Consider the following 20,449-nt stretch of genomic DNA (forward strand, 5'->3'; position numbering starts at 1 on the left):
CAATGTCCTCCGCCAGCAAAGTCACCGCCAACGACACCGGGCGCGCCGTCCACCACAGCGCACGCAAGGGTTCAGGCGCCGCACCCCACCAAAGTGTGGCGGCCGGCAACGGACAGACCCCGGATGAGGGCATCAGCATCGGCGTCATCCTGGGCTTCCCGCCGGAGATCGCCGAGGAGCTGCAGCGCTGGCGGGCCTCCTTCGGTGACCCGATGGCCGCGTCCATACCGGCGCACATCACCCTGGTCACCACCACCATGACGCAGGACTGGGAAGCCACCCGCAACCACGTCCGCGAGGTGGCGCGGGGGCAGGAGCCGTTCAGCGTGACGATCGCCGGCACCGGGTCCTTCCGCCCGGTCTCGCCGGTGGTCTACCTGAACGTCGAGGCCGGTTTCGGCGAGTGCGTCAAGCTGCACCAGCAGCTCCAGACCGGGCCGCTGGAGCGCGAATTGCCGTTTGCCTACCACCCGCACGTCACCGTGGCCCACGACGTGGCCCCGGAAAGCCTCGACGAGGCCGAAACGGCGCTGAAGAATTACAGGGCCAGCTTCCCGGTGGCTAGCATGGGACTTTACGAGCACGACGACAACGGCATCTGGCAGCTACGGGAAGAGCTTGACTTTGGCACCGAACCTGACGACCACCGAGGCGCGGCCGGCGCAACAGGCGCCCGCTGAACCTCCGCTTCCCACCGACCTCGCCCAGCTGAGGCTGGAAGTCATCCGGAAGCGGGTGGACTGGGGCAAGGCACGGCGCTCCTCCGGCGGGGGCCTGGCCGCGCCGCTGGCCATGGTCCAGTGGCTGCTCGCCCGGCTCAACGCGTTCCGGCCGATGCGGGCCTTCCGGCATTACAACCTGCAGCACGGCCCGCTGATGAGCGCCGGCATCGGCTTCAACATGTTCTTCTCCATCACCGGCCTGCTGGCCACCGGGTTTTCCATCGCCGGGCTGTTGCTGCGCGGCCAGCCGGCACTGCTGGACAAGGTCATCAGCAGCGTCGCCACCAGTGCCCCCGGGCTGCTGAAGGTAGACGGCCGGGCGGGGCTGGTGGACCCGCAGGAGCTGCTGAACCCCAACGGCCTCGGCTGGACGGCGGTGATCGCCGCCGTCGTCACCGTGGTGACCTCGCTGGGCTGGATCGCCGGCCTGCGTGACGGCCTGCGCGGCGTGCTGCGGCTCGGCCCGCTCAAGGTCAACCCGGTCCTGCTGAAACTGCGCGACGTCGGCACCCTCCTGCTGCTCGGCGTGGCCCTGGTGATCAGCGCCGGTGCCTCCCTCGTGTTCGGCACCGCCGCCGGCTGGGTGGCCGAGCAGCTCAACCTGGACCCGCTGGTGGCCGGCCCGCTGACCACGTCCATCAAGATCGCGGTGCCGCTGGTCCTGGGCTGGGTGACCGCGCTGATCATGTTCCGGCTGGCCGGCGGCCTTAGACTGCAGCGCCGTGCCCTGCTGGAAGGTACCATCCTGTCCGCGGTGGGCACCAGCGTCCTGCAGATCTTCAGCGCCGAACTCCTCGCCAGCGCCGGTCGGAACCCCATCCTCGCGCCCTTCGCCATCATCATCGGCCTGCTCATCTGGTTCAACCTGGTCAGCCAGGTCTACCTCGTCTCGGCCGCGTGGTCAGCGATCCGCGAAGAGGACCTCACGGCCACGCCGTCCGCCAAGACTGCCGGCTGGGGAGCGCGCCAGGTTCAGCCCGGGAAGACGCCGGCCGAGCCGCGGGAGCGACGCCGCCCGGCGGCTAGCTTCCGGCGTCGAGGTACTGATCGGCCCACGCCGAAATAATCTTGGCCGCGCGGGCGGCCTGGCCCTTGCCGGTGAGCAGGTGGTCGGAGCCCTCGAGCGAGACGAAGCTGCGCGGGTGCCGCGCGGTCTGGAAGATGCTGCTGGCATTGTCGATGCCCACCGTGTTGTCGGTGGGGGAGTGCAGCACCATCAGGGGCTTGTGCAGCCGCCGGATGCAGTCGGTCAGGTCCGCGTTTTCCAGGTCCTCGACGAAATGCCGGCGGATCTCCACCCGCTTGCCGCCGAGGTCCACCTCGGCGCTGCCCTCGCTCAGGATGCGGTCCAGCGCGGCGTCAAAGACATGTGCGACGTGCTTGGGCGAGAACGGGGCGCCTACCGTGGCGACGGCGTCGAGCTCCGGGATGCTCCCGGCGGCCGCCAGCACCGCGGCCCCGCCGAACGAGTGACCCACGAGCAGCGACACGGCCCGGCCGGAGTCGCGCATGAACTCGGCCGCCCGGACGGTGTCCGCCACCTTGTGGCTGAAGGACCCCTCGGACCAGAGCCCCGCGGACTCGCCCAGGCCGAGGTTGTCGAAGCGGAGCATGCCCACCCCGTTGTCCGCCAGCGCCTTGCACATCCGCGAGGCCGAGGGGCTGTCCTTGCCGAGCGTGAAGCCGTGTGAGAACACACCCCAGCCTTTCACCGGCCCCTCGGGGAGGTCGATGACGCCGGAGAGCAGCTCGCCGGTGGAACCTTCGAAGGACACTTTTTCGGAGCGGGACACTTGCGTCCCCTTTCGTCTGGTCGGGTGATCTGGTCGGGTCGTGCGGTGGGGTCGGGAAACGACGGCGGCGCCCCCACCGCAAGGTGGGAGGCGCCGTCGTCGTTGGAGCTGGTTGCAGGTGTGCGTTAGATCTTGCGGGCCAGAATGGCCTGCTTGACCTCGGCGATTGCCTGCGTGACCTGGATGCCGCGCGGGCAGGCCTCGGTGCAGTTGAAGGTGGTGCGGCAGCGCCACACGCCTTCCTTGTCGTTGAGGATCTCCAGGCGCATGTCGCCGGCGTCATCACGGGAATCGAAGATGAAGCGGTGCGCGTTGACGATCGCGGCCGGGCCGAAGTACTGGCCGTCGGTCCAGAACACCGGGCAGGACGAGGTGCACGCGGCGCACAGGATGCACTTGGTGGTGTCGTCGAACCGTTCGCGGTCCTCGGCGGACTGCAGGCGTTCCTTGGTGGGCTCGTGGCCGCGGTTGATCAGGAAGGGCATGACTTCGCGGAAGGACTGGAAGAACGGCTCCATGTCCACGATCAGGTCCTTTTCCACCGGCAGGCCCTTGATCGGCTCGACCGTGATGGGCTTGGTGGTGTCCAGGTCCTTGAGCAGGGTCTTGCAGGCGAGGCGGTTGCGGCCGTTGATGCGCATGGCATCGGAACCGCAGACGCCGTGGGCGCAGGACCGGCGGAAGGAGACGCTGCCGTCAATTTCCCACTTGACCTTGTGCAGGGCGTCCAGGACGCGGTCCGTGCCGTACATGGTGACGTGGAAGTCGTCCCAGGTGGACTCGTCGGAGACCTCCGGGTTGTAGCGGCGCACGCGCAGGTGGACGTCGAAGGACGGGATGTCCCCGCCGCCGCCGACGCCGGCGGGCAGTTCGATCTTGGAGGCTGGCTCAGCGAGTTCAGCGGTCATCTTAGTACTTCCTCACCATCGGCTCGTAGCGCGTAAAGACCACCGGTTTGGTGGCAAGCCGGATGCCGGCAATCGACTCGGCGGAACCGTCCGCCGGTGCGTGGTCATCCTTGTACGCCATGGAGTGCTTCATGAATTTTTCGTCGTCGCGCTCGGGGAAGTCCTCGCGGAAGTGTCCGCCGCGGGATTCCTCGCGGTGCAGGGCAGCCACGGTCATGACCTTGGCGAGCTCCAGCAGGAAGCCCAGTTCCACGGCCTCGAGCAGGTCCAGGTTGAAGCGCTTGCCCTTGTCCTGGACGCTGATGCGCTGGTACCGCTCCTCGAAGGACGCAATGTCCTTCAGGACCTGGTTGAGCGTCTCGGCGGTGCGGAACACCTGCATGTTGGCGTCCATGGTGTCCTGCAGTTCCTTGCGGATCTGGGCCACCTTCTCGGTGCCGTCAGAGGTGCGGACGTGGTCCAGCAGGTTCAGCGTGTAGGCCTCGGGATCCGCGGGCAGTTCCACGAAGTCCGCGGTCTTGGCGTATTCGGCCGCGGCGATGCCCGCGCGCTTGCCGAAGACGTTGATGTCCAGCAGCGAGTTCGTGCCCAGACGGTTGGAACCGTGCACCGAGACGCAGGCAACCTCGCCAGCGGCGTAGAGGCCCGGGACGACGGTGTCGTTGTCCTGCAGGACCTCGGCGCTGATGTTGGTGGGGATGCCGCCCATGGCGTAGTGCGCCGTCGGGAAGACCGGAACCGGCTCCGTGTACGGCTCCACGCCCAGGTAGGTGCGGGCGAACTCGGTGATGTCCGGGAGCTTGGCGTCGATGTGCGCCGGCTCAAGGTGCGTCAGGTCCAGCAGGACGTAGTCCTTGTTCGGGCCGCAACCGCGGCCTTCACGGACTTCGTTGGCCATGGAGCGGGCCACGATGTCGCGCGGGGCGAGGTCCTTGATGGTGGGGGCGTAGCGCTCCATGAAGCGCTCACCCTCGGAGTTGCGCAGGATCGCGCCTTCGCCGCGGGCAGCCTCGGAGAGCAGGATGCCCAGGCCGGCCAGGCCGGTCGGGTGGAACTGGAAGAACTCCATGTCCTCCAGCGGGATGCCGCGGCGGAACGCGATGCCCATGCCGTCACCGGTGAGGGTGTGGGCGTTGGAGGTGGTCTTGAAGACCTTGCCGGCGCCGCCGGAGGCGAACACCACGGACTTGGCCTGGAAGACGTGCAGTTCGCCGGAGGCGAGGTCGTAGGACACGACGCCGGCAACGCGCTTCTGCTTGTACGGCGTGCCGTCCTCGCGGACTGCGTCTTCCTCGACGGTGAGCAGGTCGAGGACGTAGTACTCGTTGTAGAACTCGACGTTGTGCTTGACGCAGTTTTGGTACAGCGTCTGCAGGATCATGTGGCCGGTGCGGTCCGCGGCGTAGCAGGCACGGCGGACCGGAGCCTTGCCGTGGTCGCGGGTGTGGCCGCCGAAGCGGCGCTGGTCGATCCGGCCCTCGGGCGTGCGGTTGAACGGCAGGCCCATCTTCTCAAGGTCCAGGACGGCGTCGATCGCTTCCTTCGCCATGACCTCGGCGGCGTCCTGGTCCACCAGGTAGTCGCCGCCCTTGATGGTGTCGAAGGTGTGCCACTCCCAGTTGTCTTCCTCGACGTTGGCCAGGGCTGCACACATGCCGCCCTGTGCCGCGCCGGTGTGGGAGCGCGTGGGGTAAAGCTTGGTCAGTACTGCTGTTCGCGCACGCTGACCGGATTCGATCGCGGCGCGCATGCCAGCGCCACCGGCACCGACAATGACGACGTCGTACTTATGGACCTGCATACCAGATGCTCTTTCTCTCAAAATTCGCTGTAAAACACCGCCGGCGGAGCCTGCGCAGTGAAGTCTCGTGATCCCTACCCGCGCAGGGCAAGGATCAGCGCCCGGAGGGCCGGGCCGCTACGGAGCGGGGCAGAACCCGCCGGGCAGCTGCACGCCGTCGACCACGGGGCACGGGTTGAAGGTGAAGATCACCAGCGTGCCGAGGATGATGATGGCTGCGGCCGCGGCGTAGAGCACGATCTTCAGCCAGAGACGCGTCGCATCCTTTTCGGCGTAGTCGTTGATGATGGTGCGCACGCCGTTGGTGCCGTGCAGCATGGCGAGCCACAGCATGGCGAGGTCCCAGACCTGCCAGAACGGGTCGGCCCACTTGCCGGCCACGAAGCCGAAGTCGATCGCGTGGATGCCCTCGCCGACCAGCAGGTTGACGGTCAGGTGGCCGAAGATGAGGACCACGAGGACGACGCCGGAAAGCCGCATGAAGAGCCATGCCAGCATTTCGAAGTTGCCCTTGGACGAACCGCTGCGGCGGTACTGCGGCGCAATCTTGCCGCTGCGCGGACTCTGAATGGTTGCACTCATGGCTTAGTGACCTCCGAGGGCGAGGGACAGGTGGCGGATGGAGAAGCCGACCATGACGACGACCCAGAGGGCCAGGACCGTCCACAGCATCTGGCGCTGGTACTTCGCGCCCTTCTTCCAGAAGTCGACGGCGATGATCCGCAGGCCGTTGAAGGCGTGGAAAACGATCGCTGCGACGAGGCCCGTTTCACCCAGGGCCATAAGGGGGTTCTTGTAGGCACCGATCACGGCGGTGTAGGCCTCGGGGGACACACGCACCAATGAGGTGTCCAGCACGTGGACCAACAAGAAGAAAAAGATCACTACACCGGTAACGCGGTGTCCAACCCAGGACCACATGCCTTCACGGCCGCGGTACAAGGTGCCAGCTGGTTTTGTCGGCACTGAATAAACCTCCCTGCAACACAGCGGCGCTGGCATGGGATCCACGCGGGGGGAACGCCTGCTGCGAGAGCACTCGTAAGCTCAAGCCTAAATCTAGGCTTCGCCCTCAGCTTATTCAATTCAGCGGATCGATGGTGACGGCGCCCGGCGCGGTTTTTGACCGCTTTTGAGACGAACGCCACATTCGCCGGCGCCGGCGCCGACTCCGTTTGCGTGCGCCGCGTGCCAAACTCCGGGGTGTGCGGACGGCGTTCCGCTAAAGTAGCCGTGATGACTACAGACAATATGGCCAGCCACGACTCACCCCAGGACGCTGCGGCGGACTCACCGCTGAGGCGTTTTATCGCGGTGATTCCGGCAGGCGGTGTGGGGACCCGGCTCTGGCCGCTGTCCCGGGCCGCCGCCCCCAAATTCCTGCACGACCTCACCGGCTCCGGCAGCACGTTGCTGCGCGCCACCTACGACCGGCTGGAACCCCTCGCGGGCAGCCGTGTGCTGGTCGTCACCGGAACGGCCCACCGCGAGGCCGTGTGCCGCCAGCTGCCCGAGGTGCGCGAGTCGGACCTGGTCCTGGAGAGCGAGCCCAAGGATTCGGGTGCGGCCATCGGCCTCGCCGCGGCCATCCTGTTCGAGCGCGATCCGGACACCATCATGGGTTCCTTCGCCGCGGACCAGGTCATCAGCCCCGACGCGCTGTTCCAGGACGCCGTACGCGAGGCCATCCACACCGCGGCCACCGGCAAGATCGTCACCATCGGCATCAAGCCCACGCACCCGTCCACCGGCTTCGGCTACATCCGCGCCGGCGACAAGTTGAGTGTGCCCGGCGCCCCCAGCGCCCACACGGTCGTCGAATTCGTCGAGAAGCCCAGCGAGGAAGTCGCCCAGCAGTACCTGGACAGCGGCGAGTACGTCTGGAACGCGGGCATGTTCGTCGCGCCGGTCTCGCTCATGCTCAAGCACCTGGAGGCCAACCAGCCGGAACTGTTCGCGGGCCTGCAGGAGATCGCCAAGGCCTGGGACACCCCGCTGCGCGATGAGGTCACCACCCGCGTCTGGCCGACCCTGCCCAAGATCGCCATCGACTACGCGGTGGCCGAGCCCGCCGCGGCGGCCGGGGACGTCGCCGTCGTGCCCGGGACTTTCCGCTGGGACGACGTCGGGGACTTCGCCTCCGTGGGCCGGCTCAACAGCGCCAAGGAAGTCGACGACGTCACCGTGATCGGCGAGGGTGCCCGGGTCTTCACCGAGAACTCGAGCGGCGTGGTGGTCTCCGACACCAAGCGTGTGATCGCCCTGATCGGCATCGAGGACGTGGTGATCGTGGACACCCCCGATGCGCTGCTGGTGATGACGAAGGCGCATTCGCAGCGGGTCAAGGCCGCCGTGGACGCACTCAAGGCCAGCGGCGACACGGACGTCCTCTAGTCCGCTTCCGGTAAGCGGGGCCGTCCTGCCGTAACCGTCCGACCGCGATGCCGCTATTTTTCTGACTCTCGCTAGAGTGATTGTGTGCGCAATTACACTACTGAAGCTGAGCCAACTACCCTGGTGAGGCCGTGGCTGGAGCCACTCCTGCCGGAGCTGACCGCCTTCCGCCGCGACCTGCATGCGCACCCCGAGCTGTCCTTCAAGGAGTTCCGCACCACGGACAAGCTGGCCCAGCGGCTCGAGGCTGCCGGCCTGACGCCGCGCCGGCTCGAGGGCACCGGGCTGACCGTGGATGTCGGCGAGGGCCCCATCGCCACCGCGCTCCGCGGCGACATCGACGCCCTGCCCATCATCGAAGAGACCGGGCTGCCGTTCGCGTCCAAGAACCACGGCGTGACGCACGCCTGCGGCCACGACGTCCACACCACCACGATGCTGGGCATCGCCCTGATCCTGCAGCGGATGCACGAGTCCTCGCCGCTGGGCGGCACGGTCCGGATCATCTTCCAGCCGGCCGAGGAGACCATGCCCGGCGGCGCGCACGCGTGCATCGAACAAGGTGTGCTGGAGGGGGTGCCGCGGATCCTGGCGCTGCACTGCGACCCCCGGATCGAGGTCGGCAAGATCGGCACCCGGATCGGCGCCATCACCTCGGCGTCGGACACCATCAAGATTGAACTGACCGGCCGCGGCGGCCACACCTCGCGCCCGCACCTGACCGAGGAACTCGTCTTCGCCCTCGCGCAGATCGCAGTCAACGTCCCGGCCGTTCTCTCCCGCCGCGTCGACGTCCGCAGCGGCGTGTCCGTGGTCTGGGGACACATCTCGGCCGGCTCGGCACCGAACGCCATCCCGGCGAGCGGCTACATGGCCGGCACCATGCGCTGCCTGGACCGGGATGCCTGGCACAGCGCGGGGGAGATCCTCGACGAGGTGGTGCAACAGATCGCGGCCCCCTACGGCGTCGACGTGCACCTGGAGCACACCCGCGGCGTGCCGCCCGTGGTGAACTCCGAGCACGAGACCGCGCTGATCGAGGCCTCGGCCCGGGCCGAAATCGGCGAGAGTTCCGTGGTGCTGACGCCGCAGTCCATGGGCGGCGAGGACTTCGCCTGGTTCCTCGCGGACCTGCCCGGCGCGATGATGCGGCTGGGCACGAAAACCCCTGGCGGCGAGGAGTACGACCTGCACCGCGGCGACTACATCCTGGACGAACGCGCCCTGGGCCTCGGCATCCGGGTGCTCACGGCGGCGGCCCTCCGCACCCTCCGCGACCTCTAGCCCCACCCCGCCCCCGCGCGAACGTACAGTTGAGGCCCCGAAATCCGCGATTTCGGGGCCTCAAGTGTACGTTCGGCCCCGGCAACTACCCGATTGAGTTGTGCACAATTGAATTGTGGGCTACGGTTTTGGGGTGGCTAACAACGTTCCCCCCGACGCCCCCAGGCTTGACGCGCCCCGCCTTGATCGGCAGGTGTGCTTCGCCATGTACTCGGCCTCACGGGCCGCCACGGCTGCTTACCGGCCGATGCTGGACGAGCTCGGGCTGACCTACCCGCAGTACCTCGTGATGATGGTGCTTTGGGAGGACCAGCCGCGCGGCGTCCGCGAGCTGGGCGAGGAACTCGGCCTGGACTCCGGAACGCTCTCGCCGCTGCTCAAGCGACTCGAATCGCTGGGATACGTGGAACGACGGCGGTCCGCGGCGGACGAACGGCGCGTCGAGGTCTTCCTCACCGAGTCCGGCACCGCCCTCAGCGCCCGGGCCACCGGGATCCCGCAGCGGCTCGCCGATGCCGCCGGACTCTCCGCCATGGAGCTCGACCAGCTCCGCGAGACGCTGGGCCGGCTCACCGCCGCGCTGCAGGCCGGCCGCTGACCCGCCCCGCCAATTGCGGGCCGATCCCGCGGCACCCCACAAGCTTCCCTGCCCCCAACAGATTGGAATCCCCATGAAGACCCTCTATACGGCCGAAGCGCTCGCCTCCGGCGAAGGACGCGACGGCAACGCGCAGACGTCCGACGGCAAACTCAGTGTCAGCCTGGCCAGCCCGGTGGAGCTCGGCGGCAACGGCGAAGGCACCAACCCCGAGCAGCTCTTCGCCGCCGGGTACGCCGCCTGCTTCCACTCTGCCCTGCGCCTGGTGGGCCGCCAGCAGAAGGCGGACCTGACCGACTCCGCCGTCGCCGCGAAGATCCACCTCGGCGCCCTCGACGGCGGCTCCGGCTACGGCATCGCCGCCGAACTCGAGATCGCGCTGCCGGCCGTGGACCGCGAAACCGCCGAGGCGCTCGTCGCCAAGGCCCACGAGGTCTGCCCCTACTCCAACGCCACCCGTGGCAACATCACCGTAGACATCACGATCCTGGAGGTCGCCGCATGAGCACCGAAACCACCACTCTCCCCACCACCACCCGAGAGATCCAGCTGGCCTCGCGCCCGCACGGCCGCCCCGTGCCGGAGAACTTCCGGCTGGCCGAATCCCCGCTGCCGGAGCTCCAGGACGGCCAGGTCCTGGTCCGCAACCTGTTCATCTCCGTGGACCCGTACATGCGCGGCCGGATGAACGACGTGAAGTCCTACTCCGCGCCGTTCGCCCTGGATGCCGCCATGGAGGGCGGCGCCGTCGGCGAGGTCATCGCCTCCCGCTCAGCCGACCGTGCCGTGGGGGACACTGTGGTGCACAGCCTCGGTTGGCGTGAGTACGCCGTCCTTGACGCCGCCGCGACGACGCCGGCCCGCACCGACCTGGCCCCGGCGTCGGCCTTCCTGGGCGCGCTCGGCATGACCGGCCTGACCGCCTACGCCGGACTGCTCAAGGTCGCCGAGTTTAAGCCCGGCGAGGCCGTCTTCGTCTCCGGCGCAGCCGGCGCCGTCGGCTCCCTGGTGGGGCAGATTGCCAAGGCCATGGGTGCCTCCCGGGTGATCGGCAGCGCCGGCACCCCGGAGAAAGTGGCCCGCCTGCGGGAGCTCGGCTTCGACGCCGCCTTCAACTACCACGACGGCCCGGTCCGCGACTTGCTGAAGGAGGCCGCGGGGGAGAAGGGCATCGACGTCTACTTCGACAACGTCGGCGGCGAGCACCTCGAGGCCGCGCTGTCCGTGCTCAACGTCGGCGGCCGCGTCGCCATGTGCGGCGCCATCGCCCAGTACAACTCCACCGAGCCGACGCCGGCCCCCCGGAACCTCATGCTGGCCATCGGCAAGCAGCTGACCCTCAAGGGCTTCCTGGTCGGCGGCTACTGGCAGTACATGGGCGAGTTCGTCGAGAAGCTCTCCGGCTGGCTGGCCGACGGCACCGTCCGCTACGACGAGACCGTGGTGGACGGGCTGGAGAATGCGCCGCAGGCCTTCATGGACCTGCTAGAGGGTGCCAACACCGGAAAGATGCTGGTCCGCCTCTGAGCTAGCTCCGCCTCCAGCGCAGGCGCGAACGTACACTTGGGGCCCCGATTTCTAAGGATTTCGGGGCCCCAAGTGTACGTTCGCGCGGATCGGTGCGGCGCTAGGTAACAAGTTCTCAACAATCTGGGAAACGGCTGTGAAGTGTGTTACTCGACGTGTTCCATGACACTAAAGTAGCTTCCATCAGTGCGCCTCGGCGCAGTGCTGCGAATCCGTCAGTGACAACAGTGTTTCGGGGGAAAACCGGAAGCAGACACTCATTGAACTCCCGTCGTAGCGCCTATCTCTTTCTTCCTGGAGGAAATTTGAAGAACTCACTGCGCGCAACTTTCAAGCGCGGTTCAATGGCCGGCGTCGCCACCGCAGGTGCGGCCGCCCTGATGCTCACCGGTTGCGGGGCTGCCCCGACCGCCAGCAGCACCGCCAGCGCAAGTGCCGGCAACTACACGGGCTGCATCGTGTCCGACTCCGGTGGATTCGATGACCAGTCGTTCAACCAGTCCTCCTACGAGGGTCTGAAGAAGACCGAAAAGGACCTCGGCATCAAGGTCAACCAGGTCGAGTCGAAGACCAACAACGACTTCGAGCCGAACCTGCGCGCCATGGTCACCGCCGGCTGCAACCTGACCATCACGGTCGGCTTCCTGCTCGGCGACGCCACCAAGGCCCAGGCCACGGCGAACCCGGATAAGCACTTCGCGATCATCGACTTCGGCTACGACAAGCCGATCGCCAACGTCAAGCCGATCATCTACGACACGGCCCAGGCTGCCTTCCTGGCCGGCTACCTCGCGGCCGGCACCACCATGACCGGCACCGTCGCAACCTTCGGCGGCATCAAGATCCCCACCGTCACCATCTTCATGGACGGCTACGCCGACGGCGTGAAGTACTACAACGAGAAGAAGGGCAAGAACGTCAAGGTTCTTGGCTGGGACAAGGCCAAGCAGGACGGCTCCTTCACCGGTGACTTCGAGAAGCAGGACAAGGGCAAGCAGTTCACCCAGAACTTCCTAGACCAGGGTGCGGACATTGTCATGCCCGTCGCGGGCCCGGTCGGCAAGGGTGCAGGCGCTGCGCTGAAGGAAGCGAAGGCGGCCGGCAAGGACGTCAAGCTCATCTGGGTTGACTCCGACGGCTTCCTGACCGCCCCGGATTACAAGGACATCATGCTCTCCTCCGTCATGAAGCAGATGGGCGAGGCCGTTGAGACCGTCGTGAAGGAAGACAAGGACGGCAAGTTCACCAACACGCCGTACGTCGGCACCCTCGCGAACGACGGCGTCCAGCTGGCTCCGTTCCACGACCTGGACTCCCAGGTTCCGGCCGAACTGAAGACCGAGCTGGACCAGATCAAGAAGGACATCGCCGACGGCAAGCTGAAGGTTGAGTCCGCAGCCAGCCCGAAGGCGTAACTTCCGCCGCTAAGCGCCACGGCCCGGACGGTCCCAGACCGCACGGGCTGTGGCGCTTTTCGTTGCGGCGACGCCTAGCCTCAGCCCTGGCGGCAGGCACTAGGCTGGTTCTGCAGCCCCATCACCGGCGTCCGGGCCGTGACCCGGACACACTTCGAGATTGGTCAGAGTTTTGAAACTTGAACTCAAGGGGATCACCAAACGCTTCGGCTCCCTGGTAGCCAACGACCACATTGACGTGGTCGTTGAACCCGGGCAGATCCACTGTCTGCTCGGCGAGAACGGCGCCGGCAAGTCCACGCTGATGAACGTCCTCTACGGGCTCTACGAACCCACCGAGGGCGAAATCCTCATCGACGACAAACCCGTCAGCTTCCGCGGCCCGGGAGACGCCATGGCGGCAGGCATCGGCATGGTGCACCAGCACTTCATGCTGGTCCCGGTCTTCACGGTCGCCGAAAACGTGGCCCTCGGGGCGGAGACCACCAAGGCCGGCGGCTTCCTCAATCTCGATGACACCCGCCGGAAGATCCAGGAGATCTCCGACCGGTACGGCTTCGACGTCGACCCCGACGCGCTGATCGAGGACCTGCCGGTCGGCGTCCAGCAGCGCGTGGAGATCATCAAGGCCCTGGTCCGCGACGCCAAGGTGCTCATCCTCGACGAGCCCACCGCCGTGCTGACCCCGCAGGACACCGACGAGCTGCTGGACATCATGCGCCAGCTCAAGAGCCACGGCACCTCGATCGTCTTCATCTCGCACAAGCTGCGCGAGGTCAAGGCCGTCTCGGACACCATCACGGTGATCCGGCGCGGGAAGGTCGTCGGCACGGCCAGCCCCTCGGCCTCGACGACGGAACTCGCCTCGATGATGGTGGGCCGCGCCGTCAACCTGACCCTGGACAAGGCCCCGGCCCAGCCGCAGGAGACCACGTTCCAGGTCAAGGACCTCACCGTGATCGCACCGAGCGGCCAGCACGTCGTGGACGGCATCAGCTTCGACATCGCCCGCGGCGAGATCCTCGCCGTCGCCGGCGTGCAGGGCAACGGGCAGACCGAGCTGACCGAGGCCATCCTCGGCCTGCAGGACCGGGTCCACGGCTCCATCCTGCTCGACGGCGAAGAGCTCGTAGGCCGCAGCGTCAAGGACGTGCTGAAGGCCGGCGTCGGCTTCGTGCCCGAGGACCGCTCGGTGGACGGGCTGATCGGAACGTTCTCGATCGCCGAGAACCTGATCCTGGACCGCTACGACCAGGAACCGTTCGCCAAGGGCATCAGCATGAGCCCGGCGAAGGTGCTGGAAAACGCGAAGACCCGGATCGACGAGTTCGACGTGCGCACCCCGTCCGGCTCGCTCGCCGCGGGCACCCTGTCCGGCGGCAACCAGCAGAAGGTGGTCATGGCGCGCGAGCTGTCGCGTCCGCTGCGCCTCTTCATCGCGTCCCAGCCGACCCGCGGCGTCGACGTCGGTTCCATCGAGTTCCTGCACAAGCGGATCGTCGCGGAGCGCGACCACGGAACCCCCGTGATGATCGTCTCCACCGAACTCGACGAAGTGATCGAGCTGGCGGACCGGATCGCCGTGCTCTACAAGGGCAGGCTGGTGGGCATCGTGCCGGCCGGCACCGGACGTGACGTCCTTGGCCTCATGATGGCCGGCCTGTCGCCCGACGAGGCCCACGCCGACAGCACCAAGACCCCGGCAACCGCAGCCGCCGCCCCGGCCGCCGCCGCCCAGCCCGCACAGGAGTCCACCTCCGGCGCCGTAGGAGAGCACCATGACTGAAACCAACCGGCCCCGCCACGCGGCTGAACCCGATCCGGCGAAAACCGCGGGAACCGCAGCCCAGCCAACCGCAACGCCGAATACCCCCGACGTCGAAACCACCGACGCCACGGACGCCACCACCGCCACCTCGCTGGACACCGCTGGCGGGGCGATGCGCCCCTCTGCCGTCCCGGTCTCGGGCCAGAGCGGCATCGTCCCCGGCGGCCCCGACTCGCTCATGCGCAAAATCTTCACCGGAAGCGGTATGGTCTCCGTGCTGGCCGTGCTGCTCGCGCTGATCCTCGGCGGCCTGCTGATCGCCAGCACGGACAAGGCCGTCAGCGCGAGCGCGGGCTACCTCTTCGCCCGGCCCAGCGACTTCTTCTCCGCCGTCTGGTCCGCCGCCACCCGCTCCTACGTGGCGCTCTTCCAGGGCTCCGTGTTCAACCCCCGCGGCACCGGCGCGGCCGGGCAGTTCGCCCCGCTGATGGAAACCCTCACCATCGCCACCCCGCTGATCACCGCCGGCCTCGGCGTCGCCCTGGCCTTCCGCGCCGGACTCTTCAACATCGGTGCGCAGGGCCAGATCATCATGGCCGGCATCCTCGCCTCATGGGTCGGCTTCGCGCTGCACCTCCCGATGGGCCTGCACCTGCTGCTGGTCCTCGTGGCCGGCGTCGTCGGCGGCGCCCTCTGGGCCGGCCTGGTCGGCTTCCTCAAGGCCCGCACCGGCGCCCACGAGGTGATCCTGACGATCATGTTCAACTACATCGCGCTTTACTTCCTGCGCTACCTGCTCAACACCCCCGCGTTCCAGCGGCCGGGCGAGACCAACCCGATTTCCCCGATCCTGGACCCCAGCGCCGTCTACCCGCAGATCCTGGGCACCCAGTACCGGCTGCACCTGGGCTTCATCCTGGCCATCGCGGCGACCGTCTTCGTCTGGTGGGTGCTGAACCGCTCCACGATCGGCTTCGAATTCCGGGCCGTCGGCGCCAACCCGAAGGCTGCCCTGACCGCCGGTATCAACGTTCCGCGCGCCACCATCCTGGTGATGGCCATCGCGGGCGCCCTGGCCGGCATGTCCGGCGTCGCCCAGGTGGCCGGCACCGAAAAGGTCCTCACCGACGGCGTCGCGGCCACCTACGGCTTTGACGCCATCACGGTGGCGCTGCTGGGACGCTCGACGCCGTGGGGCACCTTCGCCGCCGGCCTGCTCTTCGGCGCCTTCCGCGCCGGCGCCGTCCAGATGCAGATCCAGACCGGAACCCCGATCGACATCGTGCTGGTGGTCCAGTCGCTGATCGTGCTCTTCATCGCCGCCCCGCCGCTGGTGCGCGCGGTGTTCGGCCTGAACCCGCGCAAGAAGAAGGCCGTCAAGGCCAACAAATCCAAGACGGCAGCAACCACCGGAGTAGCAGCATGAGCACAACAGCAACGTCGCCCCAGCCGGGGAAGCCGCAGCCTGCACCCCTGGACGGGGGAGCTCCCGCGGCCAAGCACCACCACACGACCGTGACCGCCAAGCCCGTGACCTGGAAGCTCCCGGTCACCCTGCTGGTGCTGGCCGTCGTGGCGTTCATCTTCTTCGGACTGATGGGGCCGCACCAGACCGCCAAGTTCGGAATCTCCACCGGGAGCGACTTCTTCCAGCTGCCGGCCCTGGAGGTTCCGGCCTTCCTCGGCGGCATCGTTCTCTCGGTGATCATGCTCGCGCTGGCCGGCTATGCCGTGTTCCTCAAGACCCGGAACCGCAAGGTCCCGGCCTGGGTCACGATCGCCTTCATTGCGCTGTTTGTCGCCGCGTTCCTGATTTGGGTGGTCGGCGGGGCCCGCACCACCAGCATTTCCCTCGCCGGGCTGATCGCAGGGTCCGTGACCCTGGCCGTGCCGCTGGTGTTCGGCTCCCTGTCCGGCGTGCTCTGCGAACGCGTCGGCGTCGTGAACATCGCCATCGAAGGCCAGCTCCTGGGCGGCGCCTTCACGGCCGCGATCATCGCCACGCTGACGCACAACCCCTTCCTGGGCCTGCTCGCGGCGGCCATTGCCGGGGCCCTCGTCTCCATGATCCTGGCCCTCTTCAGCATCAAGTACGTGGTCAACCAGATCATCGTCGGCGTCGTGCTCAACGTCCTCGTCTCCGGCGTCACCGGCTTCCTGTTCAGTACGGTCATGCAGGCGGACAAGGACAAGTTCAACTCGCCCGCGCACCTGGACCCGATCACCATCCCGGTCCTGGGCGACATCCCGCTGATCGGCCCGATCCTGTTCAAGCAGTCGCTGATCGGCTACCTCATGTACATCGCCGTGATCGTGGTCTGGGTAGGGCTGTTCAAGACCAAGTGGGGCCTGCGCGTCCGCGCCGTTGGCGAACACCCGCAGGCAGCCGACACCATGGGCATCAAGGTCAACGCCACCCGCTTCTGGAATGTCACCCTCGGCGGCGCCATCGCCGGCATCGGCGGTTCCTTCTTCACCCTGGTGGCGATCGACAGCTTCACCAAGGAGATCTCCGGCGGCCGCGGCTTCATCGCCCTGGCCGCACTGATCTTCGGCCGCTGGAACCCGATCGGTGCCTTCTTCGCGGCGCTGCTGTTCGGCTTCGCCGACAACCTGCAAAGCATCGTGACGATCATCGGCACCCCGGTTCCGAGCCAGTTCATGGCGATGCTTCCGTACCTCGTGACGGTGCTCGCCGTCGCCGGCCTCGTCGGACGCTCCCGGCCGCCGGCGGCCAGCGGCATCCCGTACGTCAAGGGCTGACCATGGCTGACGACACGTTCCCGGCAGCGGTCCCGGCCTCCGGCGTGGACTGGCCTGCGCTGGAAGCAGCCGCGGTTGCGGCGATGAAGAACGCCTATGCGCCGTATTCGAAGTTCGCGGTGGGGGCAGCGGCCCTCACCGCGGACGGCCGGATCGTCAGCGGCTGCAACGTCGAAAACGCCAGCTACGGGCTCACGCTGTGCGCCGAGTGCGCGCTGGTCGGCAACCTGCACATGACCGGCGGCGGCCTGCTGCGCGCCTTCTACTGCGTCGACGCGGACGGCAACGTTCTGATGCCGTGCGGGCGCTGCCGGCAGCTGCTCTACGAATTCCGGGCCCCGGACATGGAACTCATGACCACACAGGGCATCAAGACGATGGACCAGGTGCTTCCCGACGCATTTGGCCCCCAACACCTGGAGGAAACCCGGTGACACAGACCACCAGCAACACTGAGGCGTTCGACGCCGTCGACATCATCCGCACCAAGCGCGACAAGGGCGTGCTCAGCGCCGCCCAGATCGACTGGACGATCGACGCCTACACGCGCGGCGCCATCGCCGATGAGCAGATGGCCGCCCTGAACATGGCCATCCTGCTCAACGGAATGGACCGCGCGGAGATTTCCCGCTGGACCGCGGCGATGATCGCCTCCGGCGAGCGGATGGACTTCTCCAGCCTGCGCCGGCCCGACGGCGGCGTGAAGGCCACCTCGGACAAGCACTCCACCGGCGGGGTGGGGGACAAGATCACCCTTCCGCTGGCACCCCTCGTGGCCGTGTTCGGCGTCGCCGTTCCGCAGCTCTCCGGCCGCGGCCTCGGCCACACCGGCGGCACCCTGGACAAGCTCGAGTCCATCCCCGGCTGGCGCGCGGCGCTGAGCAACGAGGAAATGCTGGCCCAGTTGCAGGACGTGGGGGCCGTCATCTGCGCCGCCGGCGCCGGCCTGGCCCCGGCGGACAAGAAGCTCTACGCCCTGCGCGACGTCACCGGCACGGTCGAGGCCATCCCGCTGATCGCTTCCTCGATCATGAGCAAGAAAATCGCCGAAGGCACCGGATCCCTGGTCCTGGACGTCAAGGTGGGCAGCGGCGCGTTCATGAAGGACGAGGCGCGCGCCCGGGAACTGGCCGAAACCATGGTGGCGCTGGGCAAGGATGCCGGGGTCAACACGGTGGCGCTGCTGACCAACATGAACACGCCCCTGGGCCTCACCGCGGGCAACGCGATCGAGGTCGAGGAATCCGTGGAGGTACTCGCCGGGGGAGGCCCGGAAGACGTCGTCGAACTCACCGTCCGGCTGGCCGAGGAGATGCTGGCCTGCGCCGGCGTGCACGACGCCGATCCGCGCGCCGCGCTTCAGGACGGCCGCGCCATGGACGTCTGGAACCGGATGATCGAGGCCCAGGGCGGGGACCCGCGCGCCGTGCTGCCGGTGGCCAAGGAATCCGAGACCATCTACGCGCCGGCCGATGGCGTGCTGGTGGAACTCGACGCCATGGCCGTGGGCGTCGCAGCCTGGCGCCTCGGCGCCGGCCGCGCCCGCAAGGAGGACCAGGTCCAGGCCGGCGCCGGGGTGCGGATGCACGCCAAGCCGGGCGCCACGGTCCGTGCCGGCGAGCCGCTGATGACCCTGCTGACGGACACCCCGGAGAAGTTCGAACGTGCCAAGGAAGCGCTCGAGCACGCCGCCGTGATCGCCCCCGAGGGCTCCCGCCCGGCCCAGCAACTCATCATCGACCGCATCGCCTGAGGGTCCGGCTGCCGCCTTGCCCTATCACCCTGGGTCCCCAACCCTCGGGGTTAACAGCCCCAAGTGATAGGGCAACGGCGCCGGGTCCGGCAGTACACTGGCACCACAGTATTCCGGGAGAAACCGGGCACCGCCGTGCGTTAGGAAACCGTGCAGGCAATCAACGACTTCATCCTGGCCGCCGCAGGCCAACCCTGGGTCCTGTTCCTCGTGTTCGCGTGCTGCCTGATTGACGGGTTCTTTCCCCCGGTTCCCAGTGAATCGGTGGTGGTGGGCCTGGCCGCCGTCGCCGCGGCGGCGGAGGTGCCCAACCCGCTTCTGCTGGTGGTCGTGGCAGCCGCCGGGGCGTTCTCCGGGGACAACATCGCCTACCTGATCGGGCGGGCCACCGGGACCGGACGCTGGGCGTGGATGCGCGGGTACCGGGCGCAGCGGGCCTTCCTGTGGGCTGGCGGCGAGCTCCGGAAACGGCCCGCGTCGCTGATCATGGTCGCCCGGTTTGTCCCGATCGGCCGGGTGGCCGTCAACCTGACCGCCGGCGCCACCAACTACGCGCAATCCCGCTTTGTCGCGCTGACGGTGCTCTCCGCGATGCTGTGGTCCGGCTATTCGGTGGGCATCGGCCTGTTCTTCGGGCAATGGTTCGAAGACAACCACCTCCTCGGTGCCACCATCGCGATCATCTGCGCGATCATCCTCGGCATCGCCGTCGACCTCACCCTGAGCAGGCTTCGCGGCCGTGCGCCGGGGGAGCTGGTCCCGGAGGACCAGGACCGGCCCGCGCCGCCGGCCGACGGCTAGGACCCGTGCCGGGAACGCCCCGCGCCACGGCCGGAATCATCGCTGCGGTGCGTAGCGCAGGACGCCCGGCCCGTGGGACACTTAGGTGCGATTCACGTCACGTCTGTGCCGTGTGCGCTCAACCGTAACTCTTGTCCGTCCCGGGTACGTCCCCACCCCTTCAGTTTTCTAGGAGCACAGCCCGCGTGGAGTTCATTAATGAGGCCGTGCTCCATGCAGCAGGCCAGTGGTGGATCTATCCCCTCCTGCTGGTGTTCTTCTTCATCGACGGCTTCGCCATGGTGGTCCCCAGTGAGACGCTGATTGTCGCCCTCGCCGCCTACTCCCGGCACAGCGGACAGCCCAATCTGTGGATTCTCGGCCTCACGGCGCTCATCGGCGCCATCGCCGGCGACAACATGGCCTACTTGCTGGGGCGCAAAATCGGCATCGAACGCTTCCGTTGGATGCGCAAGCCCAAGGTCCAGCGGGTCTTCGCCTGGGCCCGCTACGAACTGGAAAAGCGCGGCGCGGTGCTGATCTTCACCGCCCGGTACATCCCGTGGGGCCGCGTGGCCGTCAACTACGTCGCCGGCACCACCGGGTTCCCGCACCGCAGGTTCTTCCTCCTGGACGCTTTCGCCTGCGTCACCTGGGTGATCTACTCGCTCGGAATCGGCATTCTGGCCAGTTCCTTCCCCTGGCTGCACCACAACCCGCTCCTAAGCGCCGGGATCGCCGTCGTCTTCGCTATTGTCCTCGGCGTGGCCGTTGACCACCTGCTGCGCTGGTGGCACAAACGCCTGGGCCGGCACGACGAGCCGGCTGCCGCGGAGGCAGCGGCGGCGGACGATGCCGCGGCTTCCGGGTCCGAGCCGGCGCTGACCGCCCGGTCGAAGGAGACCGACGCTTCCCGCAAGTAGCGCGGGGCGCCGTCCGACCC

The 20,449-nt window shown here is 67.7% G+C and carries 20 protein-coding genes; 15 read left to right on the plus strand and 5 right to left on the minus strand.

From position 1 onward, the window contains the following. Positions 1-2 precede the first annotated feature (2 nt). Together HNO80_RS14655 and HNO80_RS14660 are read left to right on the plus strand one after the other, a co-directional pair. Positions 3-680, plus strand: a complete 678-nt coding sequence (locus HNO80_RS14655; protein WP_175323587.1) for a 2'-5' RNA ligase family protein — start codon at positions 3-5, stop codon at positions 678-680. Continuing rightward, positions 625-1,788, plus strand: a complete 1,164-nt coding sequence (locus HNO80_RS14660; RefSeq protein ID WP_502707865.1) for a YihY/virulence factor BrkB family protein — start codon at positions 625-627, stop codon at positions 1,786-1,788. The genes HNO80_RS14655 and HNO80_RS14660 overlap by 56 nt, the downstream gene beginning before the upstream one ends. Here the strand turns inward: HNO80_RS14660 and HNO80_RS14665 are convergent. From HNO80_RS14665 to sdhC, 5 genes are all read right to left on the minus strand, one after another. Next, complete coding sequence (locus HNO80_RS14665; protein WP_175323588.1) at positions 1,745-2,515, minus strand: alpha/beta hydrolase family protein; 771 nt, start codon at positions 2,513-2,515, stop codon at positions 1,745-1,747. The genes HNO80_RS14660 and HNO80_RS14665 overlap by 44 nt on opposite strands. Before the next feature lie 125 nt (positions 2,516-2,640). Beyond that, the gene (locus tag HNO80_RS14670; protein WP_175323589.1) at positions 2,641-3,423 is read right to left on the minus strand and encodes a succinate dehydrogenase iron-sulfur subunit; all 783 of its coding nucleotides are present in this window, start codon (positions 3,421-3,423) and stop codon (positions 2,641-2,643) included. Between the two features lies 1 nt (position 3,424). After that, complete coding sequence (sdhA, locus tag HNO80_RS14675) at positions 3,425-5,224, minus strand: succinate dehydrogenase flavoprotein subunit (protein WP_175323590.1); 1,800 nt, start codon at positions 5,222-5,224, stop codon at positions 3,425-3,427. A 117-nt stretch (positions 5,225-5,341) separates the two neighbouring features. After that, on the minus strand, positions 5,342-5,806 hold the full coding sequence (locus tag HNO80_RS14680) for a succinate dehydrogenase hydrophobic membrane anchor subunit (RefSeq protein ID WP_175323591.1): 465 nt from the start codon (positions 5,804-5,806) through the stop codon (positions 5,342-5,344). Positions 5,807-5,809: 3 nt separating this feature from the next. Next, positions 5,810-6,190: a succinate dehydrogenase, cytochrome b556 subunit gene (gene sdhC / locus HNO80_RS14685; RefSeq protein ID WP_082575171.1), complete on the minus strand. Its 381-nt coding sequence runs from the start codon at positions 6,188-6,190 to the stop codon at positions 5,810-5,812. A 270-nt stretch (positions 6,191-6,460) separates the two neighbouring features. Between sdhC and HNO80_RS14690 the strand changes: the two genes are divergently transcribed. From HNO80_RS14690 to HNO80_RS14750, 13 genes are all read left to right on the plus strand, one after another. After that, positions 6,461-7,618: a mannose-1-phosphate guanylyltransferase gene (locus tag HNO80_RS14690; RefSeq protein ID WP_175323592.1), complete on the plus strand. Its 1,158-nt coding sequence runs from the start codon at positions 6,461-6,463 to the stop codon at positions 7,616-7,618. 84 nt (positions 7,619-7,702) lie between these two features. Next, on the plus strand, positions 7,703-8,902 hold the full coding sequence (locus HNO80_RS14695) for an amidohydrolase (RefSeq protein WP_175323593.1): 1,200 nt from the start codon (positions 7,703-7,705) through the stop codon (positions 8,900-8,902). A gap of 205 nt (positions 8,903-9,107) precedes the next feature. Continuing rightward, positions 9,108-9,500: a MarR family winged helix-turn-helix transcriptional regulator gene (locus tag HNO80_RS14700; RefSeq protein WP_175323619.1), complete on the plus strand. Its 393-nt coding sequence runs from the start codon at positions 9,108-9,110 to the stop codon at positions 9,498-9,500. A 73-nt stretch (positions 9,501-9,573) separates the two neighbouring features. Next, positions 9,574-10,005, plus strand: coding sequence for an organic hydroperoxide resistance protein (locus tag HNO80_RS14705; RefSeq protein WP_175323594.1), 432 nt, complete (start codon positions 9,574-9,576; stop codon positions 10,003-10,005). After that, complete coding sequence (locus HNO80_RS14710) at positions 10,002-11,027, plus strand: NADP-dependent oxidoreductase (RefSeq protein ID WP_175323595.1); 1,026 nt, start codon at positions 10,002-10,004, stop codon at positions 11,025-11,027. Before HNO80_RS14705 ends, HNO80_RS14710 begins: the two co-directional genes overlap by 4 nt. Positions 11,028-11,332: 305 nt before the next feature. Beyond that, a complete protein-coding gene (locus HNO80_RS14715) occupies positions 11,333-12,442 on the plus strand; it encodes a BMP family lipoprotein (protein ID WP_502707863.1) in 1,110 nt (369 codons plus the stop codon). 172 nt (positions 12,443-12,614) lie between these two features. After that, the gene (locus tag HNO80_RS14720) at positions 12,615-14,228 is read left to right on the plus strand and encodes an ABC transporter ATP-binding protein (protein ID WP_175323596.1); all 1,614 of its coding nucleotides are present in this window, start codon (positions 12,615-12,617) and stop codon (positions 14,226-14,228) included. After that, entirely contained in the window at positions 14,221-15,636 is a 1,416-nt protein-coding gene (locus tag HNO80_RS14725; protein WP_175323597.1) for an ABC transporter permease, read from the plus strand. The genes HNO80_RS14720 and HNO80_RS14725 overlap by 8 nt, the downstream gene beginning before the upstream one ends. Then, positions 15,633-16,973 carry an ABC transporter permease gene (locus HNO80_RS14730; protein WP_175323598.1) on the plus strand — a complete coding sequence of 447 codons (1,341 nt, stop codon included), beginning with the start codon at positions 15,633-15,635 and terminating at the stop codon, positions 16,971-16,973. The genes HNO80_RS14725 and HNO80_RS14730 overlap by 4 nt, the downstream gene beginning before the upstream one ends. 2 nt (positions 16,974-16,975) lie before the next feature. Continuing rightward, complete coding sequence (locus tag HNO80_RS14735; protein ID WP_175323599.1) at positions 16,976-17,407, plus strand: cytidine deaminase; 432 nt, start codon at positions 16,976-16,978, stop codon at positions 17,405-17,407. Next, positions 17,404-18,726 (plus strand): thymidine phosphorylase, encoded by a 1,323-nt coding sequence (locus HNO80_RS14740; protein ID WP_175323600.1) that lies wholly within the window; start codon positions 17,404-17,406, stop codon positions 18,724-18,726. The genes HNO80_RS14735 and HNO80_RS14740 overlap by 4 nt, the downstream gene beginning before the upstream one ends. Positions 18,727-18,876: 150 nt before the next feature. Further along, a complete protein-coding gene (locus HNO80_RS14745) occupies positions 18,877-19,527 on the plus strand; it encodes a DedA family protein (RefSeq protein WP_175323601.1) in 651 nt (216 codons plus the stop codon). A 185-nt stretch (positions 19,528-19,712) separates the two neighbouring features. Then, complete coding sequence (locus tag HNO80_RS14750) at positions 19,713-20,429, plus strand: DedA family protein (RefSeq protein WP_175323602.1); 717 nt, start codon at positions 19,713-19,715, stop codon at positions 20,427-20,429. The last annotated feature ends 20 nt before the right edge of the window (positions 20,430-20,449 follow it).

The organism is Arthrobacter sp. C9C5 (assembly GCF_013359735.1).
Lineage (GTDB): Bacteria > Actinomycetota > Actinomycetes > Actinomycetales > Micrococcaceae > Arthrobacter.